Origin of the sequence: Streptomyces sp. GbtcB6, from assembly GCF_019091475.1 — a bacterium.
Classification (GTDB): domain Bacteria; phylum Actinomycetota; class Actinomycetes; order Streptomycetales; family Streptomycetaceae; genus Streptomyces; species Streptomyces hyaluromycini.
The window spans coordinates 122,350-149,084 of the sequence record NZ_JAGXJL010000021.1 but is presented as its reverse complement, the minus strand read 5'-3'; the positions used below and the strand labels follow the sequence as shown (position 1 = coordinate 149,084).

Annotated in this window: 22 protein-coding genes; 10 read left to right on the top strand and 12 right to left on the bottom strand. The window is 73.4% G+C overall.

Annotation, left to right across the window (positions count from 1 at the left end):
- Window positions 1-11 precede the first annotated feature (11 nt).
- From KVT45_RS31475 to KVT45_RS31460, 4 genes are all read left to right on the top strand, one after another.
- Window positions 12-701: a CBS domain-containing protein gene (locus tag KVT45_RS31475; protein ID WP_217552525.1), complete on the top strand. Its 690-nt coding sequence runs from the start codon at window positions 12-14 to the stop codon at window positions 699-701.
- Between the two features lie 66 nt (window positions 702-767).
- Window positions 768-1,388: a hypothetical protein gene (locus KVT45_RS31470; RefSeq protein WP_217552524.1), complete on the top strand. Its 621-nt coding sequence runs from the start codon at window positions 768-770 to the stop codon at window positions 1,386-1,388.
- Window positions 1,389-1,644: 256 nt separating this feature from the next.
- On the top strand, window positions 1,645-2,241 hold the full coding sequence (locus KVT45_RS31465) for a TetR/AcrR family transcriptional regulator (RefSeq protein WP_217552523.1): 597 nt from the start codon (window positions 1,645-1,647) through the stop codon (window positions 2,239-2,241).
- Between the two features lie 145 nt (window positions 2,242-2,386).
- Window positions 2,387-5,224: an AAA family ATPase gene (locus tag KVT45_RS31460; protein WP_217552522.1), complete on the top strand. Its 2,838-nt coding sequence runs from the start codon at window positions 2,387-2,389 to the stop codon at window positions 5,222-5,224.
- Here the strand turns inward: KVT45_RS31460 and KVT45_RS31455 are convergent.
- On the bottom strand, window positions 5,193-5,471 hold the full coding sequence (locus tag KVT45_RS31455; protein WP_217552521.1) for a hypothetical protein: 279 nt from the start codon (window positions 5,469-5,471) through the stop codon (window positions 5,193-5,195). The genes KVT45_RS31460 and KVT45_RS31455 overlap by 32 nt on opposite strands.
- Before the next feature lie 247 nt (window positions 5,472-5,718).
- Window positions 5,719-6,114: a nuclear transport factor 2 family protein gene (locus KVT45_RS31450; RefSeq protein WP_217552571.1), complete on the bottom strand. Its 396-nt coding sequence runs from the start codon at window positions 6,112-6,114 to the stop codon at window positions 5,719-5,721.
- Window positions 6,115-6,177: 63 nt separating this feature from the next.
- Here KVT45_RS31450 and KVT45_RS31445 point away from each other — a divergent pair, with 63 nt between their 5' ends.
- The gene (locus KVT45_RS31445; protein WP_217552520.1) at window positions 6,178-6,756 is read left to right on the top strand and encodes a PadR family transcriptional regulator; all 579 of its coding nucleotides are present in this window, start codon (window positions 6,178-6,180) and stop codon (window positions 6,754-6,756) included.
- Between the two features lie 54 nt (window positions 6,757-6,810).
- Here the strand turns inward: KVT45_RS31445 and KVT45_RS31440 are convergent, their stop codons facing one another.
- The 4 genes from KVT45_RS31440 to KVT45_RS31425 all read right to left on the bottom strand — a co-directional run bounded on the left by KVT45_RS31440 (window position 6,811) and on the right by KVT45_RS31425 (window position 12,455).
- Window positions 6,811-7,887, bottom strand: a complete 1,077-nt coding sequence (locus KVT45_RS31440; protein ID WP_254647633.1) for a C40 family peptidase — start codon at window positions 7,885-7,887, stop codon at window positions 6,811-6,813.
- Window positions 7,888-8,034: 147 nt separating this feature from the next.
- The gene (locus KVT45_RS31435) at window positions 8,035-8,517 is read right to left on the bottom strand and encodes an RNA polymerase sigma factor (protein ID WP_217552570.1); all 483 of its coding nucleotides are present in this window, start codon (window positions 8,515-8,517) and stop codon (window positions 8,035-8,037) included.
- A 118-nt stretch (window positions 8,518-8,635) separates the two neighbouring features.
- A complete protein-coding gene (locus tag KVT45_RS31430; protein WP_217552518.1) occupies window positions 8,636-9,301 on the bottom strand; it encodes a M15 family metallopeptidase in 666 nt (221 codons plus the stop codon).
- Window positions 9,302-9,407: 106 nt separating this feature from the next.
- Window positions 9,408-12,455, bottom strand: a complete 3,048-nt coding sequence (locus KVT45_RS31425) for a BTAD domain-containing putative transcriptional regulator (protein WP_217552517.1) — start codon at window positions 12,453-12,455, stop codon at window positions 9,408-9,410.
- Window positions 12,456-12,863: 408 nt separating this feature from the next.
- Between KVT45_RS31425 and KVT45_RS57780 the strand changes: the two genes are divergently transcribed.
- From KVT45_RS57780 to KVT45_RS31410, 3 genes are all read left to right on the top strand, one after another.
- Complete coding sequence (locus tag KVT45_RS57780) at window positions 12,864-13,796, top strand: hypothetical protein (protein ID WP_302832582.1); 933 nt, start codon at window positions 12,864-12,866, stop codon at window positions 13,794-13,796.
- A gap of 88 nt (window positions 13,797-13,884) precedes the next feature.
- Window positions 13,885-14,343 carry a hypothetical protein gene (locus KVT45_RS31415; protein ID WP_217552516.1) on the top strand — a complete coding sequence of 153 codons (459 nt, stop codon included), beginning with the start codon at window positions 13,885-13,887 and terminating at the stop codon, window positions 14,341-14,343.
- A gap of 202 nt (window positions 14,344-14,545) precedes the next feature.
- Entirely contained in the window at window positions 14,546-16,594 is a 2,049-nt protein-coding gene (locus tag KVT45_RS31410; RefSeq protein WP_217552515.1) for a phosphocholine-specific phospholipase C, read from the top strand.
- Between the two features lie 92 nt (window positions 16,595-16,686).
- On the opposite strand, the gene KVT45_RS31405 is transcribed toward KVT45_RS31410, so the two are convergent.
- On the bottom strand, window positions 16,687-17,622 hold the full coding sequence (locus tag KVT45_RS31405; protein WP_217552514.1) for a hypothetical protein: 936 nt from the start codon (window positions 17,620-17,622) through the stop codon (window positions 16,687-16,689).
- Window positions 17,619-18,413, bottom strand: a complete 795-nt coding sequence (locus KVT45_RS31400) for a phosphatase PAP2 family protein (protein ID WP_217552513.1) — start codon at window positions 18,411-18,413, stop codon at window positions 17,619-17,621. The genes KVT45_RS31405 and KVT45_RS31400 overlap by 4 nt, the downstream gene beginning before the upstream one ends.
- 225 nt (window positions 18,414-18,638) lie before the next feature.
- Here KVT45_RS31400 and KVT45_RS31395 point away from each other — a divergent pair, with 225 nt between their 5' ends.
- On the top strand, window positions 18,639-19,253 hold the full coding sequence (locus KVT45_RS31395) for a TetR/AcrR family transcriptional regulator (protein WP_217552512.1): 615 nt from the start codon (window positions 18,639-18,641) through the stop codon (window positions 19,251-19,253).
- 177 nt (window positions 19,254-19,430) lie between these two features.
- On the opposite strand, the gene KVT45_RS31390 is transcribed toward KVT45_RS31395, so the two are convergent.
- From KVT45_RS31390 to KVT45_RS31380, 3 genes are read right to left on the bottom strand one after another with little or no spacing between them, the layout of a single operon-like run.
- On the bottom strand, window positions 19,431-20,498 hold the full coding sequence (locus KVT45_RS31390; RefSeq protein WP_217552511.1) for a DUF2510 domain-containing protein: 1,068 nt from the start codon (window positions 20,496-20,498) through the stop codon (window positions 19,431-19,433).
- A 54-nt stretch (window positions 20,499-20,552) separates the two neighbouring features.
- Entirely contained in the window at window positions 20,553-21,695 is a 1,143-nt protein-coding gene (locus tag KVT45_RS31385; protein ID WP_217552510.1) for an anhydro-N-acetylmuramic acid kinase, read from the bottom strand.
- 4 nt (window positions 21,696-21,699) lie between these two features.
- A complete protein-coding gene (locus tag KVT45_RS31380; RefSeq protein WP_308310917.1) occupies window positions 21,700-22,944 on the bottom strand; it encodes an MFS transporter in 1,245 nt (414 codons plus the stop codon).
- Between the two features lie 208 nt (window positions 22,945-23,152).
- Between KVT45_RS31380 and KVT45_RS31375 the strand changes: the two genes are divergently transcribed.
- Window positions 23,153-25,834: an AAA family ATPase gene (locus tag KVT45_RS31375; RefSeq protein WP_217552508.1), complete on the top strand. Its 2,682-nt coding sequence runs from the start codon at window positions 23,153-23,155 to the stop codon at window positions 25,832-25,834.
- Between the two features lie 61 nt (window positions 25,835-25,895).
- Here KVT45_RS31375 and KVT45_RS31370 read toward each other — a convergent pair whose 3' ends face one another.
- Window positions 25,896-26,687: an SDR family NAD(P)-dependent oxidoreductase gene (locus tag KVT45_RS31370; RefSeq protein WP_217552507.1), complete on the bottom strand. Its 792-nt coding sequence runs from the start codon at window positions 26,685-26,687 to the stop codon at window positions 25,896-25,898.
- Window positions 26,688-26,735 lie beyond the last annotated feature (48 nt).

Sequence of the window (26,735 nt, the reverse complement as noted above, 5' to 3'; positions counted from 1 at the left end):
TGGAGGTCGCCATGACCGGCACTCCACACGTCGTGAGCGACGTGATGACCCACACCGTCCTCGCCCTGCGCCACGGCGCGGCCTTCAAGGACATCGTGAAGGCCATGCAGCAGTGGCAGGTGAGCGCGGCCCCCGTCCTCGACGACGACGGCCGCGTCGTCGGTGTCGTCTCGGAGGCCGACCTGCTGCGCAAGGAACAGGCCCGCGCCGACGCGGCCGGCCGTCGGCCGGAGTCGGACCGTACCAAGGCGACGGCGGTCACCGCCGAGGAGCTGATGACCGTCCCGGCGATCACCGTCCACCCCGGGGCCACGCTGCCCGAGGCCGCGCGCACGATGGCCCGGCACGGCGTCAAACGGCTTCCGGTGGTCGACGCGGACGGCCTGTTGCGGGGCGTCGTGAGCCGGGCCGACCTGCTGAAGGTGTTCCTGCGGGACGACGAGGAGATCGCCGAGGAGATCCGGCGCGAGATCGTCCCGCACCTCTTTCCCGACTCGGCCGAACCGGTGCGCGTGCGGGTCCGCGACGGTGTTGTCACCCTCACCGGCCGCGTTCCGGACACCGCACTGGTGCCGGTGGCCACCGGGTGGGTGCGGGGCGTCGACGGCGTGGTCGCCGTGGACTGCGCGCTCGCGGGTCCGCCCCGCCGCCCGGACCTGGACCCCGATCTTCCCGACCCGCAGCCCGTCCCACCGGCCTGAGCCCGGCCGCCCGCGGCGCTACGCCCCGGACGTCGGACCTCGGACCCCGGAAGGAGGTGCCGGACCATGACCAGGACGCGTCGCGTACGCGTGACCAGGAGAGCGCTCTGGCGCTGGCGGCGCAATCCGCTGCGGCGCCACAGCGATGTCGTGGAGGCCTGGATCGTGCTCGCCGTCTGGACCGTGGCTCTCCTCGGCGGGCTGTTCGCCGGAGGGGCGGCCGGCGCGGCCGTGCACCGGAGCTTCGCCGACCGGCGTGCCGCCACCCACCCGGTTTCGGCCCGGCTGACCGAGAACGCGGTGGGGGGTACCCCCGCTGGGGGAGGCTCACCCGTCCTCGCCGGCTACGACGTGGGGAAGTCGTGGGTCACCGTGCGCTGGACGGCCGCGGACGGCTCCACCCGCACCGGCCTGGCCAAGGCCCTGCCCACGGCCAAGGCGGGCAGCCGGCTGCAGGTGTGGGTGAACCACGGTGAACAGCTGGTCGGCCCGCCGCCGAGCGGGGCCGAGGTCGCCTGCGAATCCCTGGCGACCGCCGTCCTCGTGGCCCCGCTCGTCGCCACCGTGGTGTGGGGCGGTGGATGGGTGGTCCGGCGGCAGCTGATACGGCGCCGTCTCGCCGAATGGGACGCGGAGTGGCGGCAGATCGGGCCCCAGTGGCGGAACTTCAGCGGAGGCAAGGGATGACGGCGGGAGAAGGGTGGCCGACCCGGCGTTCGAGCCGGTCTTCGCCGAGCTGGACCGGCGCGGATCCGTGCTCCACGTCCACCCCGCGGGCGTCGGCGCGGAGTCGCCGTTGATCGGGCCGTCGATGACGTGGGAGATCGGGGCGCCGATCGAGGACATTCTCCGAGGGGGCGGTCCGGTGCGTGCGGCCCGGCGTCGGGCAGGGCCGGAATCCGGTAGGAAGCAAACGCAAAACTCTTGCGTTAAGGTGTCCGGCATGACTACCGACCCGGTGCGCCGGCGTACCGGCGGCCGCAGCGCCAAGGTCCGCTCCGCCGTCACGGCGGCCACCGTCGAGCTGCTCGCGGAGTCGGGCCCCGAGAAACTGAGCATCGCGGAGGTGGCCGCGCGCGCCGGGGTCCACGAGACCTCGATCTACCGGCGCTGGAAGACCCGTGAACGGCTCGTCCTCGACTCGATGATCGAGTTCAGCGCCGAACGGCTCGCCATCCCCGACACGGGTTCACTGCGCGGGGACCTGGTCGCCCTGGGGCAGAAGATCGTCGGCCACGGAACCTCTCCGCTGGGTTCGGCACTGGTCCGGGGCTTCGCCGCCCACGAGGACGACGCCGACACCGCCCGGACCCGGCACGAGTTCTGGGAGAACCGTCTCACCGGGGCCGAGGTCATGATGGAACGCGCCAGGGCCCGGGGCGAACTCCCCGCCCACGTCGACAGCCGCACGCTGCTGGAACTGTTCGTCTCGCCGATCCACTTCAGGCTGCTCCTGACCCGTCAGCCCGTCGACAGCCGTTACCTGGAGCGGATCGCCGACATCACGGTCGCGGGCGCGGCGGCGACTCCGCCGACCTGAGCCGCGGCCGTGCGAAGCAGCCGCCTCGCACTCCTCCCGCGTCGCATCCCTGGCCGAATTCACTGCTGAATCCCTCGTCGAAAACCCGCGGTCCGACCGGCGTCGGGCCGCCGCCCCGAACCGAATCGACACGACGGGAAGCTCCATGACCCCCCTCGCTACTCCGGCCGGAGAAGGCGCCGCGCAGCTCGCTGCCGGGACCGGTACGGGTCCGGGTGTCCGCCTGGTCGGGCGGTCGGCGGAACTGGCCGTCCTCGACGGGTTCCTCGCCTCCGCCGCCACCCGGGGTGCCGCGCTGATGCTGACCGGGGACGCGGGCGTGGGCAAGAGCGCCCTGCTGGACGCCGCGGCGGGGCGGGCCGGCGAGCGGGGCTTCCGGGTCGTCAGGGTGGTGGGCTCGCCCTTCGAGGAGAGCGTCAGCTTCTCGGCCCTGCACCAGATGCTCCAGCCGCTGACGGACGAGATGTCCGCACTGCCCGCACGCCAGGCGAAGACGCTCCGGGCGGCCCTCGGCCTGTCCGACGAGCAGCCGGCCGAGCTCCTCGCGGTCGCCGGTGCCGTCCGCACCCTGCTGTCCCGGACCGCGGCCGGGACCGGGCCCGTCGCGCTGGTCGTCGACCAGGTGACCTGGCTCGACCGTCCCAGCGCGGCCGTCCTGGCGAACCTCGCCCGCCACATCCGCACCAGCCCGCTGGCCCTGCTGGCCGCCTCCCGGACCGGTGACGAGTCCTACCTGAGCGGCACCGGCCTGCCCACCCACGAGGTCCGGCCGCTGGACGCGGAGTCCGCGCACCGGCTGGTGGCGGAGCGGTTCCCGGCCATGACGCCGAGGGTCCGCCGCCGACTGGTCACCGAGGCCGCCGGCAACCCGCTCGCCCTGCTCGAACTGCCGGCCACCCTCGACGAGGCCCAGCTGACCGAAGGCGGGCCGCTGCCGGCCGCGCTGCCCCTGACCGACCGGCTGCAGAAGATCTACGGCGTCCGGGTCGGCGCCCTGCCGGAACCGGCGCGCGAACTGCTGCTGCTCGCCGTCCTCGACGGCTCCGGCGACCTGGGCATCCTGCGACGGGCCGGGGGCGGCGACGCCCCGGCCGCACTCGCCCCCGCCGAGAAGGCGGGCCTGGTGCGGGTGGACGCCGCGTCGGGACGTCTCGTCTTCCGGCATCCGCTGACCCGGTCCGCGGTCCTGGAGCTGTCGACGAGCGCCGAACGCCGACGCGGGCACCTGGCCCTGGCCCGCGAGTTCCCGGAAGGATCCGAACACCGGGCCCGGCACCTGGCCGACGCCACGATCGGCCCGGACGACGCGGTGGCCGGTCTCCTGTACGAGGTCGCCCACCGCACCCTGGGCCGCGGTGACGCCGTCGGCGCCATCACCACCCTGCTGCGCGCCTCCGAGCTGAGCCTCGACGGGGCGGCGAAGGCCAGGATGCTGACCGAGGCGGCCTGCCTGGGCGCCAACATCACCGGCGACCTGCGCAACGTACGCGCCCTGCTGGCCGACGCCGCGCTCGCCGATCCCACGGACCCCGGCTCCCTGGCCGCCGCGACCGCCGCGGCCAGTCAGCTCGTCAACGGAGAGGGTGATGCCGACACCGCCCACAAACTCCTCGTCGGCGCGATCGGCGGCAGGAATCCGCAGAACCGGTTCAGCACCGACGTCCTGCACGAAGCGGTGCTCACCCTGATCCGGGTGTGCTTCTACAGCGGCCGGCCGGAGCTGTGGCGGACCTTCGACGACGCGGTGCGCGAGACTCCGTCGGCGGGCTCCGAGCCGCTGCTGCCGGTGCTCCGCGGCGCCCTCGGTGATCCCGTGCACTCGGCACTGCCCGTGCTGGACACGCTCGACGGCCTCGTCGCGGACCTGGACGGCGAGACCGACCTCAGACGGGTCATCGGGGTTGCTGCCGCCGCCGCCTTCGTCGACCGCCTGCCCGGCTGCCGCGGCGCCCTGCGCCGGGTCGTCGACAGCGGCCGCGACGGGGGAGCCGTCGCCGCCGCGATCGAGGCGAGCTTCATGCTGGCCAACGACGCCTACTTCTCCGGACAGTGGGACGACATACCGGAGCTGACCGAGGAAGGGCTGCGCTGGTGCGACCGGCACAGCTACCGGCTCACGGCGCAGCCCTGCCGGTACCTGCGAGGCGTGCTGGCCGCCGCCCAGGGCGACACCCGCACCGCGCTGACCGTCGCCGACCGCCTCGTGTCCTGGGGCGCCCCGCGAAGACTGGACACGCTGGGCCTGTACGCCGCCCACATCAGGGCGATGTGCGCGCTCGGCAGCGCCGACTTCGAGGGCGCGTACCGGCACCTGGCGACGGTCGTCACCCCGGGCGAGCTGCCGCCGTACCAGCCCCATGCCCTCTGGTTCTTCCTGGACTTCGCCGAGACCGCGGCCCGCACCGGCCGCCACGCGGAGGCCGCCGCCCATGTGGCCGCGGTCGACGAGACCCAGATCCCCGCCCTCTCGCCCCGCCTGGCGATGCTGACCGCCGCCGCCCGCGCCGCCGCCACCCCGGACGTCGTCGCCCACGACCTGTTCGAGAGCGCCATCGCCACCCCGGACGCCCAGCGCTGGCCCTTCGAATGGGCACGGATCCGCCTGCTCTACGGCGAACGGCTGCGCAGGGCCAAGGCCGGACGGGCGGCCCGGGTCCATCTCGACGCCGCGCTCACCATCTTCCAGCGCCTGGGCGCCGCACCCTGGGCCGTACGGGCCGCGAACGAACTGCGGGCGAGCGGTATCGCCGTCCCCGGCACGGCGTCCGGTGCGGACCGCCCGGCATTGCTCACCCCGCAGGAACTGCAGATGGCCGAGCTGGCCGCGACCGGGCTGACCAACAAGCAGATCGCCGCCCGGCTCTACCTCTCGCCCCGCACGGTGGCCGCGCACCTGAGCAGCGCCTTCCCGAAACTCGGCGTCTCCTCCCGCGCCGGGCTGCGCGACGCGCTCACCGGCCTGCCCCGGGACGGGCTGTGCTGAGCAGCATGTACGGAGCCCGGCCCGGCCCGGTGGCCCGGTCGGGCCCGGTCACGGCGGGGGTGTCGGTGGCGGGCGCGCCGAAACCGGCCCCGGTGAGCAGGGCGGTGTAGGCGGACAGCGAGCGGTAGTGGCAGACGGTCGTGACGCAGCCGCCGTCGAGCCTGCGCAGCTCGGTGGGCACGGGTGCCCCCTCGGCGTAGGAGGCGCCGGGCTCGCCGTACCGCAGCGTGGCGAACTGTTCCCCCACCGCGCCCGGGTTGAGGTCCGCGAGGACATAGGGGGCGCCGGGCCGGAGCGGCGGGGAAGATCAGCTGCCGGGCCAGCCGCATGTCACGGTCGCGGTAGACGGCCGCCGCCGCGGGGGTGTCCCAGGCGAGCGCCGCCTGCGGCCGGTCGGGGGAAGCGGTCATGGCCCGAGTCTTGTGGCCGGTGCCCGGTCCCACCAGTCCCTCGATCGGGCGACCCGGGTGCCGGGCCCGCCGCTCCCGCCGGGGTCAGCGGGCGGCGGCGGCCTCCTGGGCGATCTGCTCGAACCGGGCACCCATCGCCTCGGACAGGGCCTGCGCGGCCGACAACGGGCGCACCATCACCGTGAACTCGTCGATCTTCCCGTCCTCGTCGAAGTGCAGGAAGTCGCAGCCCTGGAGCTTCTTGCCGGCGACCGTCGCCGTGAACACGAAGGCGTGGTCGCGGCCGTCCGGGTTCGCGATCTCCCGTACGTAGGCGAAGTCCTCGAACACCTGAGACACCGCTCGCAGGATCGCGGCAGTGATCGGCTTGCCCGGGTACGGCTTGAACGCGACCGGGCTGGTGAAGACGACGTCGTCGGACAGCAGGGCGGCCACGGCGTCCATGTCGCCGTTCTCGACGGCCTCGCGGAAGGGGTGCACGGGGTGCATGGGGTCCACCTCACCTATTCAAAAAGTTGAGTAGGCGCATGCTAGCGTGCACGCATGGCTCTGCGGAACGCGGTGATGGCCGCCCTCCTGGAGGGAGAGGCCTCCGGATACGACCTCGCCAAGGGATTCGACGCGACGGTCGCCAACTTCTGGACGGCGACGCCCCAGCAGCTCTACCGCGAACTGGAGCGCATGGAGGCCGAGGGGCTGGTCACCGCCCGCGTCGTCGAGCAGGAACGCCGCCCCAACAAACGGCTGTTCTCCCTCACCCGGGCCGGACGGGACGCGGTCCGCGCTTACACGGCCGAGCCACCGGCACGGCCGTCCGTGGTCCGCGACGAACTGCTGGTCAAGGTGCAGTGCGCGGACGCGGGCGACCTCGACGCGGTCCGCACCGCCGTGGCCGAGCGCATGGAGTGGGCCACCGCCAAACTGACCCGCTACGAACGGATCCGGCAGCGCCTGCTCGCCGGCCGCTCGGAGGAGGCGTACTTCGCCGAGGCGGAGCGCATCGGCCCGTATCTCACCCTGCTGCGCGGGATGTCCTTCGAACGGGAGAACCTCCAGTGGGGGGAGCTGGCGCTGCGCAGACTCGAACAGCGGGCAGCCCTTCATAGCCAACAAAGTGAGTAGCTATACGTAAAGACGGGGTGCCCGGCGAGTCGGGCACCCCGCGATCGGCTCAGGTCAGCAGGTCGCCACCCCCGGCAGCCACGCCGGGCCCTTGAGGTAGATGTTCGTCATCCACGCGCCGTTGGTCAGCTTGGACCAGGCGTCGTTGGTGTAGCCCTCGGCGGTGACCGTCTGCGCGTGCGCCTGGCAGACCACGTTGACTGTCGTCGGCTGCGCGAAGTAGTCCACGACACCGGCGTTCACGTTCGGCTCGCTGTGCGTGCGTACCCCCGTGCCCCAGGTCTGGAACGCCGTGCTGCCCCCGCTCGGCGGCGGCGGGTTGTCGCCGCCGCAGTCCGGGATGCCGGGCAGCTCGGCCGGGCCCTTGATGTAGATGTTGGTCATCCAGGAGCCGTCGGCCAGCTTGGCCCAGATGTCGTTGGTGTAGCCCTCGGCGGTCACCTCCTCCGCGTGCTCCTGGCACTGGACGGAGACCTGCGTGGGACCGGCGAAGGTGTCGACGACCGAGGCGTGCACGCTCGGCGTGGAGTGCGTGTGCACCCCCGTGCCCCAGGTCTCGAACGTCGTACCGCCGTTCGCCGGCGGCGGCACCGGCGTGCCGGACGGGTTGATGCGGATCGCGCCCGCGTAGTCGCCGCCCGTGCGGACCGGGGTCACCCGGATGTGGGTGCCCGACTCGTACGCCTCGACCATCTGCCCCGCGCCCAGGTACATGGCGACGTGGTGGATGTGCCCGCTGCCCCAGAACATCAGGTCACCGGGGACCAGGGGAGCGGTGCCCTGGCCCGCCGAGAAGCGGGCCGAGGCCTGCGGGCTGTGGAACTGGTCGTCGGCGGTGCCGTTGAGCAGGTCATGGCCGGTGGCCCGGTAGTAGGCGTACCGCATCAGGCCCGAACAGTCGAAACCCTTGCGCTCGTTGTCGTGCAGGCTGTCCGGGTCGGAGCCGTCGTAGTAACCGTAGGTGGCACCCGGGGTGGCGCCGTGGCCGCCGCCCCAGCTGTACCAGACGCCGATCTGGGAGCAGGCCGCCTCGACGGCGGCCTGCGCGGTGGCCGAGGCGCCGGAGGCCAGCACACCGCACGAGGTGTCCTGGGCGGCGGCATGCGCGGTGACGGGGAGCAGCGGGGCCATTGCCAGGGCCGCGACCGCCGCGAGCGTCCTGGCAGGCGTGGTGAGGTTCAAGGTGTACATCCTTCGTCGACGTGGAGCCGGGTGCGGGGGTCGGGCGGATCCACCGGGTGCCGCGCCCCACCCCCGTCGGGGCGCGGCACCCGGAGCTCAACCGGCCAGCGCCGCGCGCATCTTGGCCAGCGCCCGCATGCGGTTGCGCTGGACGGTGCCGCGATGGGCGCCGAGCCGTTCCCCGGCTGTGTCGTGGGTGAGCCCCTCCAGGTCGACGAGGATCACCGCGGCCGCCTCCTTCGGCGAGAGCACGCTCAGCAGCGCGAGGGCGGTGGCCGAGGCCTCGTAGGTGCCGAGGCCGCCGTCCCAGCCGGCCTCCGGCAGCCGGTCCGTGGTGCGCTCCCGGCGGGAGGGGTGCAGCCAGGAGTCGCGCAGCAGGTTCAGGGCGACCGTGCAGGTGTAGGCGTACGGATGCTGCTGGGGCGTCAGGTTCCTGGCCCGGGCCCGCCGGGAGAGCCGCAGGTACGTCTCCTGGAGGAGGTCGTCGGCGTCGTACGGGTTGCCGGTCAGGGCGAGCAGCCGTCTGCGCAGTCTGGGCATGTCGGCGGTGAAGCCGGCGTCGAACTCGTCCGGGCTCATGGGCTCGAAGGCGTCGTCCGCATCGTCGCGCGGGTCCCGCGTACACGTGCCGCCGTGGTTTTCCATGGTCGTCCCCCGTTGGTCGTCGGTGGTGTGGGCGAGGTGTCCGGTCCGTCGGTCAGGCGGGCCGGACGGGCGTGGCGGCGGGTCCGTAGCGGGCGGCCGGCGCCCCGCTCAGCAGGGCCCAGTACCGGTCGCCGTAGGACCAGTGCCACCACTCCGTGGGGTAGTTGACGAAGCCGGCCGTGGTCAGCGCCCGGCCCATCAACACCCGGTTGGCGCGCGCCTCGGCGCCGACGTTCGGTGCCCCGGTACGGCAGGCGCCCGCGCTCTCCTCCGGGGTGGCGTTGACCTCCGTGCCCAGCGGCAGCTCGGTGCCGTCGGCGGTGCACAGGGTCAGGTCCACCGCCCCGCCGCTCACGTGCGGGGCCACCTCCGGCGGGGAGATGTAGGCGCTGGCCAGCTCGCGGATCCGGTCCGGACCGGCGTCGGGATGGGCCGCGCGCAGGGTCGCCGCGTACTGCTCGAAGTAGCGGCGCTGCAGGTCGGGCGGCCGGAACCCCTCGACCACCAGGAACCGGACCCCGGCGGGCAGCAGGGACTGGGCCTGCAGCAGCCTGCGCAGCACCCCGAGGCGCAGGTGCGCGTAGCTGCCGTCGGCGTCGGCCTGGCGGAGGTCGATCCGCAGGCCGGGTGTCTCCCGCAGGTCGACCAGTGGCTCACCGCACTCCTGCTCGGTGACCTCGGCGACCCGGGAGTCGGAGAGCGTGATGATGTCCGTCACGCAGAACAGCGTGCCCGGACCCCCTGCAATTGCTCTGCAGCTTCCCTGCAAGCGCGTCACCAGGGCTTCTGCAGCCGCAGTCAGGCCCCGCGCGCCCGAGACCCGGCTACGGCACCTCGTCGCCCGCCCGCTCCCGCGCCTCCCGGCCGCCCAGCGACCGGAACACCTCCAGCGCCTCCGCCCGAGCCGTCCGGGCCCGTTCCGTCTCGCCGTCCGCCGACCACACCACGGTCAGATCCCACAGCGTGCGGGCCCGCCACAGCGGCAGTCCCAACTCCGCCCAGAGGGCCGCCGCCAGCTCCAGCGGCTCCCGGGCCCCGCCGGTGTCCCCGGCCGCCAGCCGCAGCTCCCCGAGCGTGCGCAGCACCAGCGCCTCGCCGAACCGGTCCTGGCGCTCCCGGGCCACCGCCAGGCAGCGGGCCAGCCGCCGGCCCGCCTCCGCCGTCCGCCCGGTGCGCAACTCCACCTTGGCCAGGGCCTGTTCGGTGTACATCACGCCGAAGGTGTCGTGCAGGCCGGTGAAGAGTCGCAGCGCGTCGCGGAGCAGGCGTTCGGCGTCGGCGTACCGTTCCTCGGCCCGGTCGCACAGGGCCAGCAGGCGCAGGGTGAGTCCCTCGCCGTGCAGGTCGGCCGCGGCCCGGTACAGCGCGAGAGCCCCGGACAGCGCCGCCCGGGCCCGCGGGCCGTGCCCCTGTTCGAGGTGCACATAGCCGATGCCGTACAGCACCCCCGCCCGGGCGCCGACGTCGCCCGTGTCGCCGTACCGCTCCAGCGCCGCCTCCAGGAGCTCCAACGCCTCCGCGTAGCGGGCCTGTTCACGGCGGGCGGTGCCCATCCCGGCGAGTGCCACGGCCGACCCGTCCGGCACCCGCTCCCCGAACAGCCGCAGCGCGTCCGCGAAGTAGCTGTACGAGTCCTCGAAACGGTCCTGCTCGTAACGGAGTTGGCCGAGCCCGGCGAGCAGCCACGCCTCGCCCTCCACGTCCCCGCCGCGCCGCACCGCCGCCATGGCCGCCGTGTGCGCCCGGGACCAGGCGTCGAACTGGTTGTACAGCGCGGCCGAACTCGCGATCAGCGCCCCGGCGAGATCACGTGCGGTGCGTGCCATGCCATGGTCGGCGAAGTGCGTCACGGCGGCCAGCAGCCCGGCCTGCTCGGCGGCGAACCAGGCCGCGGGCCGGGCGAGCAGCGCCTCCTCGGTCTCCGGGTCGAGCGGGCGGACGGCGGCCGGTTCGGGGAAGTGGCGGGCCGCGCCGCCGGGGCCCCGGGCGGCGGCCTTCCGGGCGAGGTCCAGCCAGCTCGCGGCCAGCCGCTGAACGGCGGCCGTGCGGTCCTCGGCGCTCTCCTCGGACAGGCAGCGCTCGCGGGCGTGTTCGCGGGCGAGGTCGTGGATGCGGTAGCGGGCGAGGCCGGTGCCGTCCACGCCGATCACGTCGATGAAGTGGCAGTCCACCAGCCGCTCGACGGCCTCCTCGGCCTCCTCCGTCCCTATGCCGAGCAGGGGAGCGGCGATCCAGGCCGCGAAGTCGGGGAGGTCCAGCAGGGCGAGGCGGCGCAGGGCCCGGCGCTCCTGCGGGTCGAGGTCGGCGTAACCGAGTTCCAGGCTGGTGCGCAACTCCAGGTCCCCGGCGCTGAGTTCGTTGAGCCGGCGGCGCTCGTCGCGCAGCCGTCCGGCGAGCCGGCCGGGCGCCCAGTGCGGGCGGGCCGCCAGGCGGGCACCGGCGATCCGCACCGCGAGCGGCAGCCGCCCGCACAGGGCGACGATTTCGGCGGCCCGCTCCGGCTCCGCCCCGGTCCGCCCCGCCCCGGCCACCCGGCGCAGCAGGTCGAGGGCCTCGGCCTCGTCCGGGACGGCGAGGTCCAGATGGGCGGCGCCCTCCAGCGCCACCAGCCGGCGGCGGCTGGTGATCAGCACCGCCGAACCGGGGCCCGGCGGGAGCAGCGGCCGCAGGTGCGCCTCACCGGCCGCGTTGTCCAGGACGATCAGGGTCCGCCGGTGCCCGATGTGCGTGCGGTACAGGCCGGTCAGCTCCTCGACGCCGGACGGCAGCGTGTCCGGGTCGACGCCCATCGCCCGCAGCAGCCGGGCCAGCGCGTCGGCGGGTTCCAGCGGGGTGGTGTCGGCGGCCCGCAGGTCCACGAACAGCCGGCCGTCCGGGAAGAGGTCGGCGGTGCGATGGCCGACGTGCACGGCGAGCGCCGTCTTGCCGATGCCGGAACGCCCGGAGATCACCCCGATCGGCGGCGCGGTCCGGCCGGTGTCGCCGACGCCCCGCAGCAGCTCGGTCGCCCACTTGACCTGCTCCGCCCGGCCCACGAAGTCGGCGATGTCGGGCGGGAGATGGGAGGGTGCGGGGCGCGTCCGCCCGCTTCTGGGAGCCGGCACCGGCCGGGTGGCCCGCCCGGTTCCCAGCACGCCGGTGTCATGGGTGAGGACGGCCTGGTGCACCGCCCGCAGCTCCGGTCCCGGGTCGATGCCCAGTTCGTCGCGGAGCACCGCGCGGCCCTCCTGGTAGACGCGCAGGGCGTCGGAGACCCGGCCGGTGCGGAACAGGGCCGTCATCAGCTGGCCGCGCGGCCGCTCCCGCAGGGGATGCGCGGCCACATGGGCGAGCAGCGGAGCGATGGTGCCGTCCGCCCGGTCCAGTTCCAGGGCCAGCCCGAAGGACTCCTCCTGGGCCACCAGCCGCAGCTCCGCGAGCCGGGCCGCCTCGATCCGGGCGAACGACTGGCCGAGCCCCTCCAGCGCATCCCGGCCCCGCCACAGCCCCAGCGCCTCGGCGAGCACGTCGGCCGCCTCCTCCGTGCGCCCCAGGGACCGCCCGGCCGCGAGGAGTTCCTCGAAGCGGCGGGCGTCGACCCGGTCCGCGGCGAGCTCGGCGACGTAGCCCGGGGGCCGGGTGCGGATCACCTCGGCCGTGCCGACCCGGGCCAGGGCCCGGCGTACGGCGGAGACATGGGTGGCGACCAGGGCGCCCGCGGTGGCCGGTGCCTCCTCGTCCCAGACGAAGTCCACCAGGCGCTCGGTGGAGATCACCTCGCCCAGATGGACGACGAGAGCGGCGAGGACGGCCAGCGGCCGGGAGCCACCGAGCGGGGCCCGCCTGCCCCCCTCCCAGACCTCCACCGGGCCGAGCAGACGTACTTCGAACATCGGTCCCCGATCGCCGCCCCGCGAATGGCGACAACGATATCGGCGGCCACCGTCCGGGCAGACCGACAGCCGGGCCGTCGTGTCCGGAACCGTTCCGTCCGACCGGTCGGACGGAACCGCCACGACGCCCGGTGTACCGAACGGGGCCCTGGCCCGTCGGCGCCGCGGGAGCCGTTCTCCCTCCTGCCGCAGTTGGCTGGTTTCTGTGGGTGGTCATAGCGGCCCCTGTGCGGGAGACGGGCGGCGTCCGGCCCTCGTATGACCGCGCACCCGGATCCGCCGCGAAATCCGTGGCGAATCCGTGGCGCCGGAAATTCCCCGCGGCCGCATGTCATACGAACGCCCCGCCGGCGGCGTCAACGGCCCGTAAGCACCGAGCCGTTCGCCGTACGCCCAGGGAGTGACCCGATGAAGCGCACCGCCTTCCGCCGAAGGGCCGCGCAACTGAGCGCCGCCGCCGTGGCCGCGCTCGCCCTCACCGGCTGCTCCCGGGCGTCCGGCGACGGCTCGGCCCCCGTCGCCGCGCACCGGGTCCGCGACCTCACCTACGCGGAGGACCTGCGGGTCTCGGACGCCGAACAGCGTCTGGTCGCCCGGTGCATGGCCCGCCAAGGGTTCCGCTACTGGACGGACCGCCCGCTGAGCCTGGCCGAGAGCAGGCCGCTCGGCTACGTCCAGGACGACGTGCGCTGGGCCCGTACCTACGGATACGGCAGCCGGATCGCGGCGAAGGAGGACCGCGCCCGGCTGCGCAACCCCAACAGCGCCTACCGCAAGGGCCTCAGCGCCACCCGGAAGGCCGCGTACGACACCGCTCTCGACGGCGGCCGGCAGGCCGAACTGCTGCGCACCGACGTCCCGGGCGGGGGCAAGGTCAGCAAGCAGACCGGCGGCTGCGACGGCGAGGCGGAGCGGCAGCTGTACGGCGATCCGCAGACCTGGTTCCGGCTCGACACCACGGCGAGCAACCTGCGCCCGCTCTACGTCGGCAAGCTGCTGCACGACCGGCGGTTCACCGCCGCCGTGCACGCGTGGTCCGGCTGCATGAAGCGGGCCGGCCACCCCTACCCGGACCCGGACGCGGCCCGGCAGTCCACCCGGGAGCACCCCGCGGTCCAGACCCGGGCCGAGGAGGCCAGGAGCTTCGCCGTCGAGACCCGGATCGCGGTCGCCGACGCCACCTGTGCCCGCGAGGTCTCCCTCAAGTCCGTGGGCCAGGACCGCGAGGCCCACTATCTGGCCCAGCTGGACGGCGAGTACGGCGCCCGGCTGGACGCCTACCGGCAGGTGCGCCTCAAGGCGCTGGAGCGCGCCGAGCAGATCGTGCCCGCCCGCACCTGACACCTGCCGCGACCCCATGACTCCGCGGCGCCCGCCGCGGCCCTCTCCCCCACCGACCCGCCTCCGACGAGGCAGAACGGGATTCATCATGCGCAAAATGACCCTCGCCCTCACCACGCTGGCCCTCGCGGCCGTCGGTTTCGCCGTGCCGGCGACCGCCCATGCCTCCGCCGGCTGCAACGCGCAGTGGCCGGGCCGCGACGGCAACGTGCGCGCCTGGAAGGACTGGGACTGCGCGGGCGGCCTGCTCGGCGTCACCGCGGGCAACGACGTCAACTGGAACGACAACTCCGGCGGTTTCCAGGCCGGCGCCGGCAACGCCGCCTCCTCCGTGATGAACAGCGGTTACGTCGGCGGCAAGGACGTCGTCGCCTTCTACTACTACGCCAACTACGCGGGCGGCTACGGCTGCCTGAAGCCGGGCGAGCTCTACGTGGACGACCTCACCCGGGACCACTTCACCGATGGTCACTCCATGAACGACAACATCCTGTCCCACCAGTGGGTGACGGAGAGCGCCTGCGCCGCGGGCTCCTTCATCAGCTGAGGCCCGGCGGCCGGCCGCGGTCACCGCCCCCCGCCGCGGCCGGCGCCGTCTCCTTACCGATTACCTACCTCACGTACCGCCGACTTTCACATCCGCGACACCCGACCCTTCCCTGACGTTCGATGCCCTTGGAACACTCGCACCGCGCACAATCCGCCCTGTTCCGGCCAACCCGTGCGTCAGGATGAGAGGTCGCTCACCCATGCCCGAAGTAAATCGGCGCCGATTCCTCCAACTCGCGGGCGCCACCACGGCGTTCACCGCGCTGTCCAGCAGCATCCAGCGCGCCGCCGCACTGCCCGCGAACCACCGCACCGGGTCGATCGAGGACGTCGAGCACATCGTCGTCCTGATGCAGGAGAACCGGTCGTTCGACCACTACTTCGGCACCCTCAGCGGCGTCCGCGGCTTCGGCGACCCCCGTCCGGTCACCCAGAACAACAAGTCCGTGTGGAAGCAGTCGGACGGCACGAAGGACATCCTGCCCTTCCACCCGGACGCCGACGACCTGGGCCTCGCCTTCATCCAGGACCTCCCGCACGGCTGGAACGACACGCACACCGCCGTCGACGCCGGCAAGTACGACAAGTGGGTGCCGGCCAAGGGCACCACGACCATGGCGTACCTGAACCGGGACGACATACCGTTCCACTACGCGCTCGCCGACGCCTTCACGATCTGCGACGCCTACCACTGCTCGTTCATGGGCTCCACCGACCCGAACCGCTACTACATGTGGACGGGTTACACGGGCAACGACGGCCAGGGCGGCGGCCCGGTCCTCGGCAACGACGAGGCCGGCTACAGCTGGACGACCTACCCGGAGCGCCTGGAGAAGGCGGGCGTCTCCTGGAAGATCTACCAGGACGTCGGCGACGGCCTGGACGCGGCCGGCGGCTGGGGCTGGATCCAGGACGCCTACCGCGGCAACTACGGCGACAACTCGCTGCTCTACTTCACGCAGTACCAGAACGCCCAGCCCGGCGACCCGCTGTACGACAAGGCCCGCACCGGCACCGACGCGACCAAGGGCGAGGGCTTCTTCGACCAGCTGAAGGCCGACGTCAAGGCCGGCAAGCTGCCGCAGATCTCCTGGGTCGTCGCCCCCGAGGCCTTCACCGAGCACCCCAACTGGCCCGCCAACTACGGCGCCTGGTACGTCTCCCAGGTCCTCGACGCGCTCATCGCCGACCCCGCGGTGTGGGCGAAGACGGCCGTGTTCGTCACGTACGACGAGAACGACGGCTTCTTCGACCACCTGATCCCGCCGTTCCCGCCGTCCTCCGCGGCGCAGGGCAAGTCCACGGTCGACCCGGCCCTGGACCTCTTCGCGGGCAACGCGAGCCACCCCGCCGGCGCCTACGGCCTCGGCCAGCGCGTCCCGATGCTGGTCGTCTCCCCGTGGAGCAAGGGCGGCTACGTCTGCTCCGAGACGCTCGACCACACCTCGATCATCCGGTTCATGGAGGCCCGCTTCGGCGTCCACGAGCCGAACATCTCGCCCTGGCGGCGCGCCGTCAGCGGTGACCTGACCGCCGCGTTCGACTTCTCCCGCAAGGACACCAAGCCGGTCGCGCTGCCGTCCACGGACGGCTACCGGCCGCCGGACGGCAACCGCCACCCCGACTACGTGCCCACCCCGCCCGCGAACCCGGCGCTGCCCAAGCAGGAGCGCGGCTCGCGGCCGACCCGGCCGCTCAAGTACGCCCCGCTGGTGGACGGTTCGCTGGACGCGGCGGCCGGGAAGTTCACGCTCACCTTCGCGTCGGGCGCACAGGCCGGCGCCGCCTTCCTGGTCACCTCCAACAACCGCACCGACGGCCCCTGGAGCTACACCACCGAGGCCGGCAAGTCCGTCTCCGACACCTGGAACTCGGTGTACTCGGGCGGCTCGTACGACCTGACCGTGCACGGCCCGAACGGCTTCCTGCGCACCTTCCAGGGCCCCGGCAAGGTGGCGGGACCCGAGGTCACCGCCCGGCCGCACGGCGACGACATCGAGCTGACCTTCACCAACAGGGGCAGCGGCACGGTGAAGCTGAAGGTGGCCGACGGGTACGGCGGCCGGGGGCGTACGTTCACGGTGCGCGCCGGGGCCACCGTGACGCACATCGTCCACCTCAACCACAGCGAGCGGTGGTACGACCTGACGGTCACGTCCGAGGCGGACGCGAGCTTTGTGCGGCGGTTCGCGGGGCACGTGGAGAACGGCGAGCCCGGGGTCAGCGACCCGGCGATCATCACGGTGTGAGATGCGCCTGAGGGGGCGTGGGGGACTGTTGTCAGGCGGCTGCGGGTGGTTCGTGGCTGGTCGCGCAGTTCCCCGCGCCCCTTTGGGGCGCGCTACAGGGCCGTGAGTTTTTTCGGCTTCGGTGTTTGTCGGGGGAGCAAGGTCGGGTCCAGGGCCAGGACTGCTGCCACCGGGTGTTCGTCGTCGTCCAGTTCGATGACCGGGGTCGGCGGTGTCACCCGGGTGAGCAGGACCACGCCCCATGAGGCCAGGCCCGCGCCCGTCAGTGCGAGCAGGACGCCCCACACACCGCCTTGCAGGCCCTGGCCCAGGAGGGTCAGGCCGATGACCGCGGCCGCCATCGGGTTGGACAGGGTGACCACTGCAAGTGGGGCGCCCAGGCCGCCCCGGTAGGCCGTCTGGGAGAGCAGCAGGCCGCCGACCGCGAACGCGGCGACCAGCAGGGCCACCACGATCACCTCGACGCTCAGGGCCGGGCCCGAGCGGTCCGTCGCCGCCACCGTCACCGTCTGGGTGAGGGCCGAGGCGACGCCCGAGGCGAAGCCGGACGCGGTCGCGTGGCGCAGGCCCGGGCGGGTGCCGGGGCGGGACAGGACGCCGATCAGGGCGGCCGTCGTACCGGCCACCGTCACTGCCTCGGTGAGGCTCAGCACCTGATGGGGTGCGGGGCCCGAAGCCGTGACCAGGAGGGCGCCGAGGCCGAGCAGGGTCAGGGCGGTGCCCCGCCACTCCGTCGCGGTGACCCGGCGGCCGGCCACCCGCGCGCCCATCGGCACGGCCGCGACGAGGGTGAGCGCGCCCAGCGGCTGGACGAGGGTGAGCGGGCCGTACTTGAGGGCGACGACGTGCAGGAGGGCGGCGCCGGCGTTCAGGCCCACCGCCGCCCACCAGGAGCCGGAGCCGAGCAGTCGCAGCAGGCCCGCGCCGTCGGACTTGGAGGCGAGGCGCTCCTGGGCGACGGCGGCGGCCGCGTAGGCGACGGCCGAGACCAGGGAGAGGGCGACGGCGATCAGGGCCGCGGCGCTCATCGTCCCGCCCCCACCAGTGCGGGCTCCTCGGCGACGAGGTGCCGGGTGCCGCGCCCGGCCGTCGTGGCCGTGCGGTGCGGCGGGTGGATCAGGGCCAGGGCGACGCCGAGCATCGCGGTGGCGACGATCGCGTCCAGCCAGTAGTGGTTGGCGGTGCCGACGATCACGAGAAGGGTGATCGCGGGGTGCAGCAGCCACAGCCAGCGCCAGCGTGAGCGGGTGGCGACGATCAGGCCGATCGCCACCATCAGGGCCCAGCCGAAGTGCAGCGAGGGCATCGCCGCGAACTGGTTGGAGAGGTGGTCGCTGGAGGGCGGGCCGTAGACGGAGGGGCCGTAGACCCGGGCCGTGTCGACGAGGCGGGTCGCGGCCAGCATCCGGGGCGGCGCCAGCGGGAACGTGAACGGGAGCACCAGGGCGGCCGCGGTCACCAGGGCGAGGACCCGGCGGGCCCAGACGTAGTGCGCGGGCCGCCGCAGGTAGAGCCAGACCAGGAAGGCGAGCGTGGCCGGGAAATGAACGGTCGCGTAGTAGGTGTTGGCCAGGTGGACGAGGGTGTCGCCGTGCAGCAGTGCGGACTGCACGTCGTCCTCCGAGGGCAGGTGCAGCGTCCGTTCCAGGTCCCAGATCCGGTGCGCGTTGTGCAGGGCCTCGGCCGTATGGCCGGTGGCCAGTTGGCGCCCGAATTTGTAGACGAGGAAGAGCCCTGCGACGAGCAGGAGCTCACGGACGAGCGGCGGCCGGGCTATCGCGCCCGGCTCCGCTGAAGCAGGCTCGGACTGGGATCTCATCCCAGGCCCCCTCACTGACGGTGGTGCTGTGCCGAGTCCCGGGCGGTGGCCCGAACTCTTCGATACGAAAGCGTACCGATACGCCACTGTACCGATACGGTCGAGTACCGGTACAGTGGCGTATCGATAGACGTAGGCCACACTGGTTGTAGGTTTCCGCGCCGGCCGAACGGAGGGCGGGGCGGAAGTGATCCGAACGTGATGAACGAGTGAGGAGCAGGGCACATGACGTCGCAGGCCGCGGACGGACCGGACATGGTCGCCGCCTCGCGCCGCTCCAAGATCACGCCGGAGCGTGAGCGGGAGTTCTTCGACGCCGTGCTCGAACAGATCCGCGAGTGCGGCTACGACTCCGTCTCCATGGAGGGGATCGCCGCCAGCACCCGCTGCAGCAAGTCCACGCTCTACCGGCAGTGGAAGACCAAGCCGCAGTTCGTCGCGGCCGCGCTGCGGGCCAACCGCGAGGTGCGCTTCGTCGGCATCGACACCGGGTCCCTCGCCGAGGACCTGCGCGAGGTGGCACGGACCGCGGGCGACTGGTCACGCAAGGACACCAAGCTGCTCGCGGCCCTGGGGCACGCGGTGCACTCGGACGAGGAACTGGCGCAGGCGCTGCGCGAGGCGCTCGTGGAACCCGAGATCGCCGCGCTCCAGGAGATCCTGTACCGCGGTGTCGCGCGCGGCGAGGTGCCCGAGGGGCATCCCGCGCTGGACTACGTGCCCGCCATGATGTTCGGCGTCCTGCGGGTACGGCCCGTGCTCACCGGCGAGTACGCCGATGCCGACTATCTCGTCCGTTTCGTGGAGGCGGTCGCGCTGCCCGCACTCGGACTGACCTAGGACCCAGGCCGCCGTCCACGGGATGACCGGACGGTGACCTGCTCGCGCCGCACCGTGGGGACGGGGGCGGCGCGCACCCCCGGCCGGGTGGGGTGCCCCTTTGAGCGGAGGGGCGCTCCACCCGGCCGACTGCTTCTCCGGGACCGGGCCGGGTCAGACCGACCGGGTCAGACCGGGTCAGACGTTCGAACCGCTGCCGCTGCCCGAGGACACCTTGATGCCACTGGTGATCGTGTCGATGATCGACTCCTTCTGGCCGACGTCGACGCCGAACCGGACCACCACGATCTGCGCGGAGTTCGCGGGCGACGGGAAGGCCAGCGACTCGACGTAGCCGTCGGCGCCCTTGCTGGTGATCGCCTTCCAGCGGACCATGTACCCCTTCTGCCCGGCCACGGTGACCGCCTTGGAGGCGAGCACCTCGTGCGAGGTGATCGAGCCGTAGGTCTTGCCCCCGTACGACTCCGTGGCGTTGGCCGAGATGTCCGCCTTGGCGACCGCCTCGGCCGTGGTCCCCTTGGTGCCCAGCACCAGCGCGGGCGCCGAGTAGGCACCGCCGGCGGTGCAGGTCTGAGAGGTCTCGCCCGGGCACTTGTAGGAGTCGTCGGAGCTGACGTTGGCGCCGTAGCTCAGCGCCTGCCCGGTCCAGCCGTCCGGCACCGGGATGCTGATGGCGTTGATCGAGTCCGACACCGTGCCGCCGCCCTTGACCTTCGGCGCCTCGGACTGGCCAGGCGACGGCGACGCGCCCCCGCCGGTGCCACCGGAACCCGAGCTGCCGCCCGACCCGCCGAACGGGAAGCCCTGCCCGCCGTTCTGCCCCTCGGGACCGCCCTGGCCGCCCGAACCCTGCTGCGAGGCCTGCTGGTTGCCGCTGTCGCCGCCGTCGCCGGTGAGCGCCCACGCGCCCACCCCGATGGCGGCGAGGACCGCCACGGCGATGCCGACGGCAACGCCGGTACGCAGCCCGCGCTTACCGGTCGCCGGCGGCGCCGGATACCCCGGATAACCCGGGTACGCGGGGTACGCCCCGTCGGCCGGGTACGCCGGGTACGCCGGGTGGGCCCCGTCGGCCGGGTGGGCCCCGTCGGCCGGCGGCTGCGGCGGGGGACCCCAGTCGGCGGCCGACCCGGCGGGCCGGGTCTGCTCCGTCCAGGCCTTGCCGTCCCACCAGCGTTCGGTGGCCGGACCGTCACTTGTCTGCCCGGGATCGGGGTACCACCCGGGAGGAGTCACCTGCGTCATGCCCCCTACCGTATGAGGCATCGGTGAAAGTCGGATGAGAGGATCCGGCACACTTCATTCGATTCGCAGCCGCACCGGCGGCCCCGGTGCCGGCGGGGGCAGGCGCAGGCCGTTCCGGCCGGGGGTCAGAGAGCCCAGGACGCTCGGGTGGCGGGCGCCGGTGGCGGTCGGGACCGTGCCCGCGATGCCGTGTGCGGTGAGGAAGCCGAGGACCGCGAAGGCGTACGCCTCTTTCGCCGCCGCGGGCAGACCGAGCTCGTCGGAGACGCGCACCGGGATCTCCGGCAGGAGGTCGCCGAGCATCCGCATCAGCACCGGGTTGCGGGTGCCGCCGCCCGACGCGATCACCTCCGTCGCCGCCGCGCCCCGCACCGCGTCCGCCACCGTCCGCGCCGTCAGCAGGGTCAGGGTCGCCAGCGCGTCCTCGGCGCAGATCCCGGCGGGCGCCCGCCAGTACCCGGCGTGGAACAGTTCCTTGCCGGTCGTCTTCGGCGCGGGCAGCGCGTAGTACGGCTCCGCCAGCAGCTCTTCGAGCAGCGGTCCGTGCGGGCGGCCGCGCGCCGCCAGCGCCCCGTCCACGTCGTACGTCAGACGCCCGCCGGTGAACTCCCGGACCGCCGCGTCCAGCAGCGCGCACCCGGGCCCGGTGTCGAAGGCCGTGCCGTCGGGCGCGGTGAGGTTGGCGATCCCGCCGATGTTCAGCGCCACCGGCGTCCCCGGCCGTCCCCGCAGCCACAGCAGGTCGACCAGGCTCACCAGCGGAGCGCCCTGGCCCCCGGCGGCCACGTCCCTCGACCGCAGGTCGGCGACCACCGGCAGCCCCGTCGCCTCCGCGATCCACGCCGGCTGCCCGAGCTGCAGGGTGCCGTGCACCCGGCCGGCGTCCACCCAGTGGTAGCCGGTCTGCCCGTGCGAGACCACCAACTCGGCCCGTCCACTGCACAGTTCACGGTTCGCCCGGACCGCGGCCGCCGCGAACGCCTGTCCGATCCGGGTGTCCAGCAGGCACACCCGCGCCAGCGGCACGGCGGCCGGCGGCAGCGCCCCCGCGAGCGCCTCGCGCAACTCCTCGTCGTACGGCGTGCTCACCATCCCCAGTGGCTTCAGCAGCAGCGTGCCGTCCAGCAGCCGCAGCTCGGCCGCCGCCGCGTCCACCGCGTCGTACGACGTCCCGGACATCAGGCCGATCACCAGCAATGTCTCAACCCGCCTTCGTTCTGGGCGACCCGAGCAGCGCGAGCACGCTGACCGCGCAGGTCGCCGCCGCGTAGTAGCCCGGAACGTCCAGATTCCCGGTGCGCCGCACCGCCTCCGTGATGATGAGGCCCGCACAGCCCGAGAACACGGCATTGGACAGCGCGTAGGCGAGTCCGAGGCCCGTGCAGCGGGCCCGCGCCGGGAACATCTCGGCCAGCATCGCGGGCCCCGGTCCGGCCATCAGCCCCACCACCGCACCCGCACCGCACAGTCCCGCCCCCTTCACGGCGGCCGAGGCCCCCGGGTCCTGGAGGAGGCCGAGCAGGGGCAGCGCCAGCAGCACCACGAGCCCGGCGCCCGCCAGCATCACCGGCCGCCGCCCCACCCGGTCACTGAGCAGCCCCGCCGGCAGGATCGCCGCCGCGAACCCCAGGTTCGCCACCACGGTGGCCAGCAGCGCCTGCCGGAAGCCGGTGTGCAGCGCGGCCTGGAGGTACGACGGCAGCACCACCAGGAAGGTGTACCCGGCCGCCGACCAGCCCATCACCCGGGCGGCGGCCAGCGCGATCGCCCCGACCGGCACCCGCACGGCGCCCACGGCCGGCTCCCGGAACTCCGGTGTCTCGTCCAGCCCGATCCGCAGCCACAGCGCCAGCGCACCCAGCGGCAACGCCAGCAGGAACGGCAGCCGCCACCCCCAGGAACCGAACTGGTCCGCCGTCAGGAGCACGGACAGCCCCACCGCCACCCCCGCCCCGCCCAGCAGCCCCAACGCCACCGTGAACGACTGCCACGCCCCGTACAGCCCCCGCCGGCCCGGCGGCGCGAACTCGGTCAGCATCGCCACCGCGCCCCCGAACTCCCCGCCCGCCGACAACCCCTGAACCACCCTCAGGAACGTCAGCAGCCACGGCGCGAGCGCACCCGCCTGAGCATACGTCGGCAGCACCCCGATCAGCGCCGTCGCGCCCGTCATCAGTGCCACCACCAGGATCAGCACCGGCCGCCGGCCGAGCCGGTCCGCCAGCCGGCCGAACAGGGCCGCGCCCAGCGGACGGAAGAAGAACGCCAGCCCGAACGAGGCGTACGTACGCACCAGCCCCTCGGCCGCACTCCCGCCCGCCGGGGTGAAGAACCGCTCGGCGACGACGGTCGCCACATAGCCGTAGACACCGAACTCGTACCACTCGATGAAGTTGCCCACCGAGCCCGCCGCCAGCGCCCGGAGGGACCGGTTCCGCTCGCGCACTGCCCGATCTTCGAAAGTCAGCCTCATGTCCCTGCCCGTTGACGGTCCGTTCGTTGCACAGCGGCAGGTCGGGGCCGTCCCGCGTCGCCCGGGCGTACCCACATTCACCCGTCGCGGCAACAGCTGCCCGGACCCGCCTCCGGACAGCCAACCGGACGGCTACGCTCGTGGTCTGTACGTCGTTCGGGCGACTTGGGGAGGTAACGGGATGACGGAGGAGCAGCTCCCGGGAGGCGCCTCGGCTCCCCTCTGGGAGCGCGAGGAGGAGATCGCCGCCATCACCGAGGCGCTCGACGCCCTGGGCGCAGACCATTCCACCTCGGGGAACCTGCTGGTGCTGCGCGGCGAGGCCGGGCTCGGCAAGACCGCGCTGCTGGCCGAGACCCGCCGCATCGCCGAACGCCGGGGCTGCACCGTCTGGTCCACCCGCGGCGTCGAGACGCTGCGCAGCGTGCCCTTCCACGTCGTACGGCAGCTGTTACAGCCCGCCCTGGTCTCCCTGCTGCCCGAGGAGGCCCGGGAGTACCTCGGCGACTGGTACGACATCGCCGGACCCGCCCTCGGCATCACGGACCCCGGAGACCGCCTGGCCGACCCGCAGGGCGTCTGCGACGGCCTGGTCGCCGCCGTCCGCCGGCTCGCCAAACGCGACTGGCCGCTGGTCCTGCTGATCGACGACGCGCACTGGGCCGACCAGGAGACCCTGGCCTGGCTCGCCGCCTTCGTCGAACGCCTGGACGATCTGTCCGTGCTGGTCCTGGTGGCCCGCCGCCCCGGCGAGGTCAACGGCGACAGCGCCCGCTACCTCGACGCCGTGGCCGCCGCGGCCGGCCGCCCGGTCCGCACCATCAGCGCCCTCACCCCGGACGCCACCGCCGGTCTCACCCGTGCCACCCTCGGCGAGCACGCCGACGCCCCGTTCTGCCGCGAGGTCTGGGCCGTCACCGGCGGCAACCCCTACGAGACCGTCGAACTCCTCGCCAAGGTCCAGGACAGCGAGGTCGAACCCGTCGAGTCCCGGGCCGGCGAACTGCGCGCCCTCAACCGCTCGGCCAGAGGCGGCGGCCTCGTCACCCGCCTCGAAGGCCTCGGCGTCGACGCCACCCGGTTCGCCTGGGCCGCCGCCATCCTCGGCACCGGCATCTCCGTCGGCCTCGTCGCCCAGCTCGCCAGCATGGCCGTGGACGACGCCGAGCGCTGTGCCGAACTGCTGTGCAGCGCCCGTATCCTCACCGAGCCCGACCCGGCCGGCTCCCGGTCCGACACCGGCGACCTGGAGTTCGTCCACCCGCTGATCGCCACCGCCGTCTACAACTCCATCCCGCCCGCGATGTGCACCGCCATGCACGGCATCGCCGCCCAGATCGTCATCGACGACGGCCGCGGCATCGCCGAGGCCTCCCGCCATCTGCTGAAGGTGCACCCGGACGACGACGAGGAACTCGTCGAACAGCTGCGTGACGCCGCCAAGGAACACCTCGCCGTCGGCGCCCCGGACGCGGCCCGCCGCTGCCTCGAACGCGCTCTCCTCGAACCGCCCGTCCCCGAGGTCCACGCCCGCGTGCTCTACGAACTGGGCTGTGCCACCCTCCTCACCAAGCCCGCCGTCACCATCGGCCATCTGCAGAGCGCGCTCGGCATGTCCGGCCTCGCCGGGCCCGAACGCGTGGACGCCGTCTTCCGGCTCTCCCAGGCCCTCCTCCACAACGACCAGCTGGAGGAAGCCGTCCGCACGGTCGAGGCGGAGGCCGCCCGGCACGAGGAAGGACCCGCCAGACTCCGGCTCCAGGCCGTCCAGTTCATGTGGGAGGGCATCGCGGGCGAGGCCGTCTCCCCGCGCCGCTCCGAACGGCTCGCCGACCTCGCCGCCACCTGCACCGGCCGCGACAACTCCGAGCGCGCCCTGCTCATGCTGCGCGGCTTCGACCTGCTGATCCAGGGCGAGAGCGCCGAAGAGGTCGTCGAACTGTGCGACCGAGCCCTCGTCAACGGCCGGCTCGCGCCCGGCCTCGGCTGGACCGACACCGAGTGGGGCATCGAACTCCTGCTGATGCTCGCCAACTCCTACGTCTACACCGACCGCCTCGACCGCGCGGAGAGCCTGTACAACGAGGCCCTGCGCGCCTACGAGTCCTCCGGCTGGAGCGGCGGCCACCTGGCCCTCGCCCATGCCTACGTCGGCCTCGGCCACCGCAGGCGCGGCCGGCTGCGGGACGCGGAGACCTCCCTGCGGGAGTCCCTGCGGATCGCCGAGCGGGTCGGCCGCCGGCTGCCCCTGTACTGGACCGCCACCTGCAACCTCGTCGACACGCTGCTCGCCCGCGGCCATGTCCAGCAGGCCTGGGAGACCGCCGAACAGTACGGCTTCGCACCGCCGTACCCCTCCACCATCGTCATGCCGGACCCGCGGTCGGTGCGCGGCCGGCTGCTGCTCGCCGTCGGCCGCACGAAGGAGGCCGTGAACGAACTGGAGGCGGCGGAGAAGGCGGCCGCCGCGCGCGGCCACTTCAACCCCGTGGTCGTGCCCTGGGCACTCGACCTGGCCCGGGCCCTGGCGAGCGAGGACCCGGCGCGGGCGGCGCAACTGGCGGGCGACGCGCGGCGGCAGGCCGAGCGGTTCGGCACGGACACCGCGATCGGCGAGGCGTTGCGGTGCGCTGCCGCGCTGGAGACCGGACAGCGGCAGGTGCGGCTGGCTTCGCAGGCGGTGGCTTATCTGGAGGCGTCGCCCTGCCAGTACGAGCATGCGGCGGCGCGGGTCGAGTACGGGATCGCCGCGCGGTCGGTGGCCGAGCTGAACAGGGGGCTGGCGTTGGCTCGGTCGTGTGGAGCCGATGGGCTGGTTGCTCAGGCTCGGGAGGTTCTGGACACGGGGCGGGGGTTGCGTTGAAGGGTGCGGGTGCGTGGGGGCTTGTCGCGCAGTTCCCCGCGCCCCCAAAAAAGAAGGGGCGCTATAGCGCGAGGAGTTGATCAGTTACCGCTGAGAGGCGTTTCTGTACCTCTCGGTCGTACGTCGCCTCGTGCGCTCGCGCCCTGCTCGTGCCGTCGAAGTAGCCACCCGTTCCCAAGTCACGTGTCGCCAGGGCCAGTACCCCCGGCGCACCGTCCGCCACCGTGCTCCACGGCGCCACTCCTCCCTCCCTCACCATCGCCGTGTCCATGAAGGTCGCCGGGTGCAGGACGTTCACCGAGACTCCCGTGCCCGCCAACTCATCCGCCAAAGTGAAGGTGTGGGCCGCCAAGGCGAACTTGGCACGGCAGTACGCGGCGAAGCCCTGGTAGCCGCGGGTGAATTCGGGGTCGTCGAAGTCCAGCGGCTCCTGGCCCGCCGAGCCGACGTTCACGATGCGGGCGGGGGTGTGCGTGCGCAGTACCGGGAGGAGGGCGTGGGTGAGGGTCACCGGGGCCAGGTAGTTGACAGCCAGGCGCAACTCGTGGCCGTCCATGCTCAGTTCGCGGCCCGAACCGGGGGTGCCGGCGCCGACGCCCGCGTTGTTGACCAGCACGTCCAGGTCGGGATGCGCGTCGGCGACCCGCTGGCCCAGTTCGCGGACCTGGGCCAGCGAGGCCAGGTCCGCGACGAACCCCTCCGCGTCGCCCTCGGTGCGCAGTTCCTCGACCAGCCGCTCGGTAAGGCCCGGGTCGCGGCCGTGCGCGAGGACGACGTGTCCCGAGCGGACCAGTTCGAAGGCGACGTACCGGCCGAGCCCGGAGGTGGCACCGGTGATCAGAACAGTGGACATGCCGCCAGCCTAGGCGCGGGACGGCGCCGGGTGGGTGGTGACGCTGGA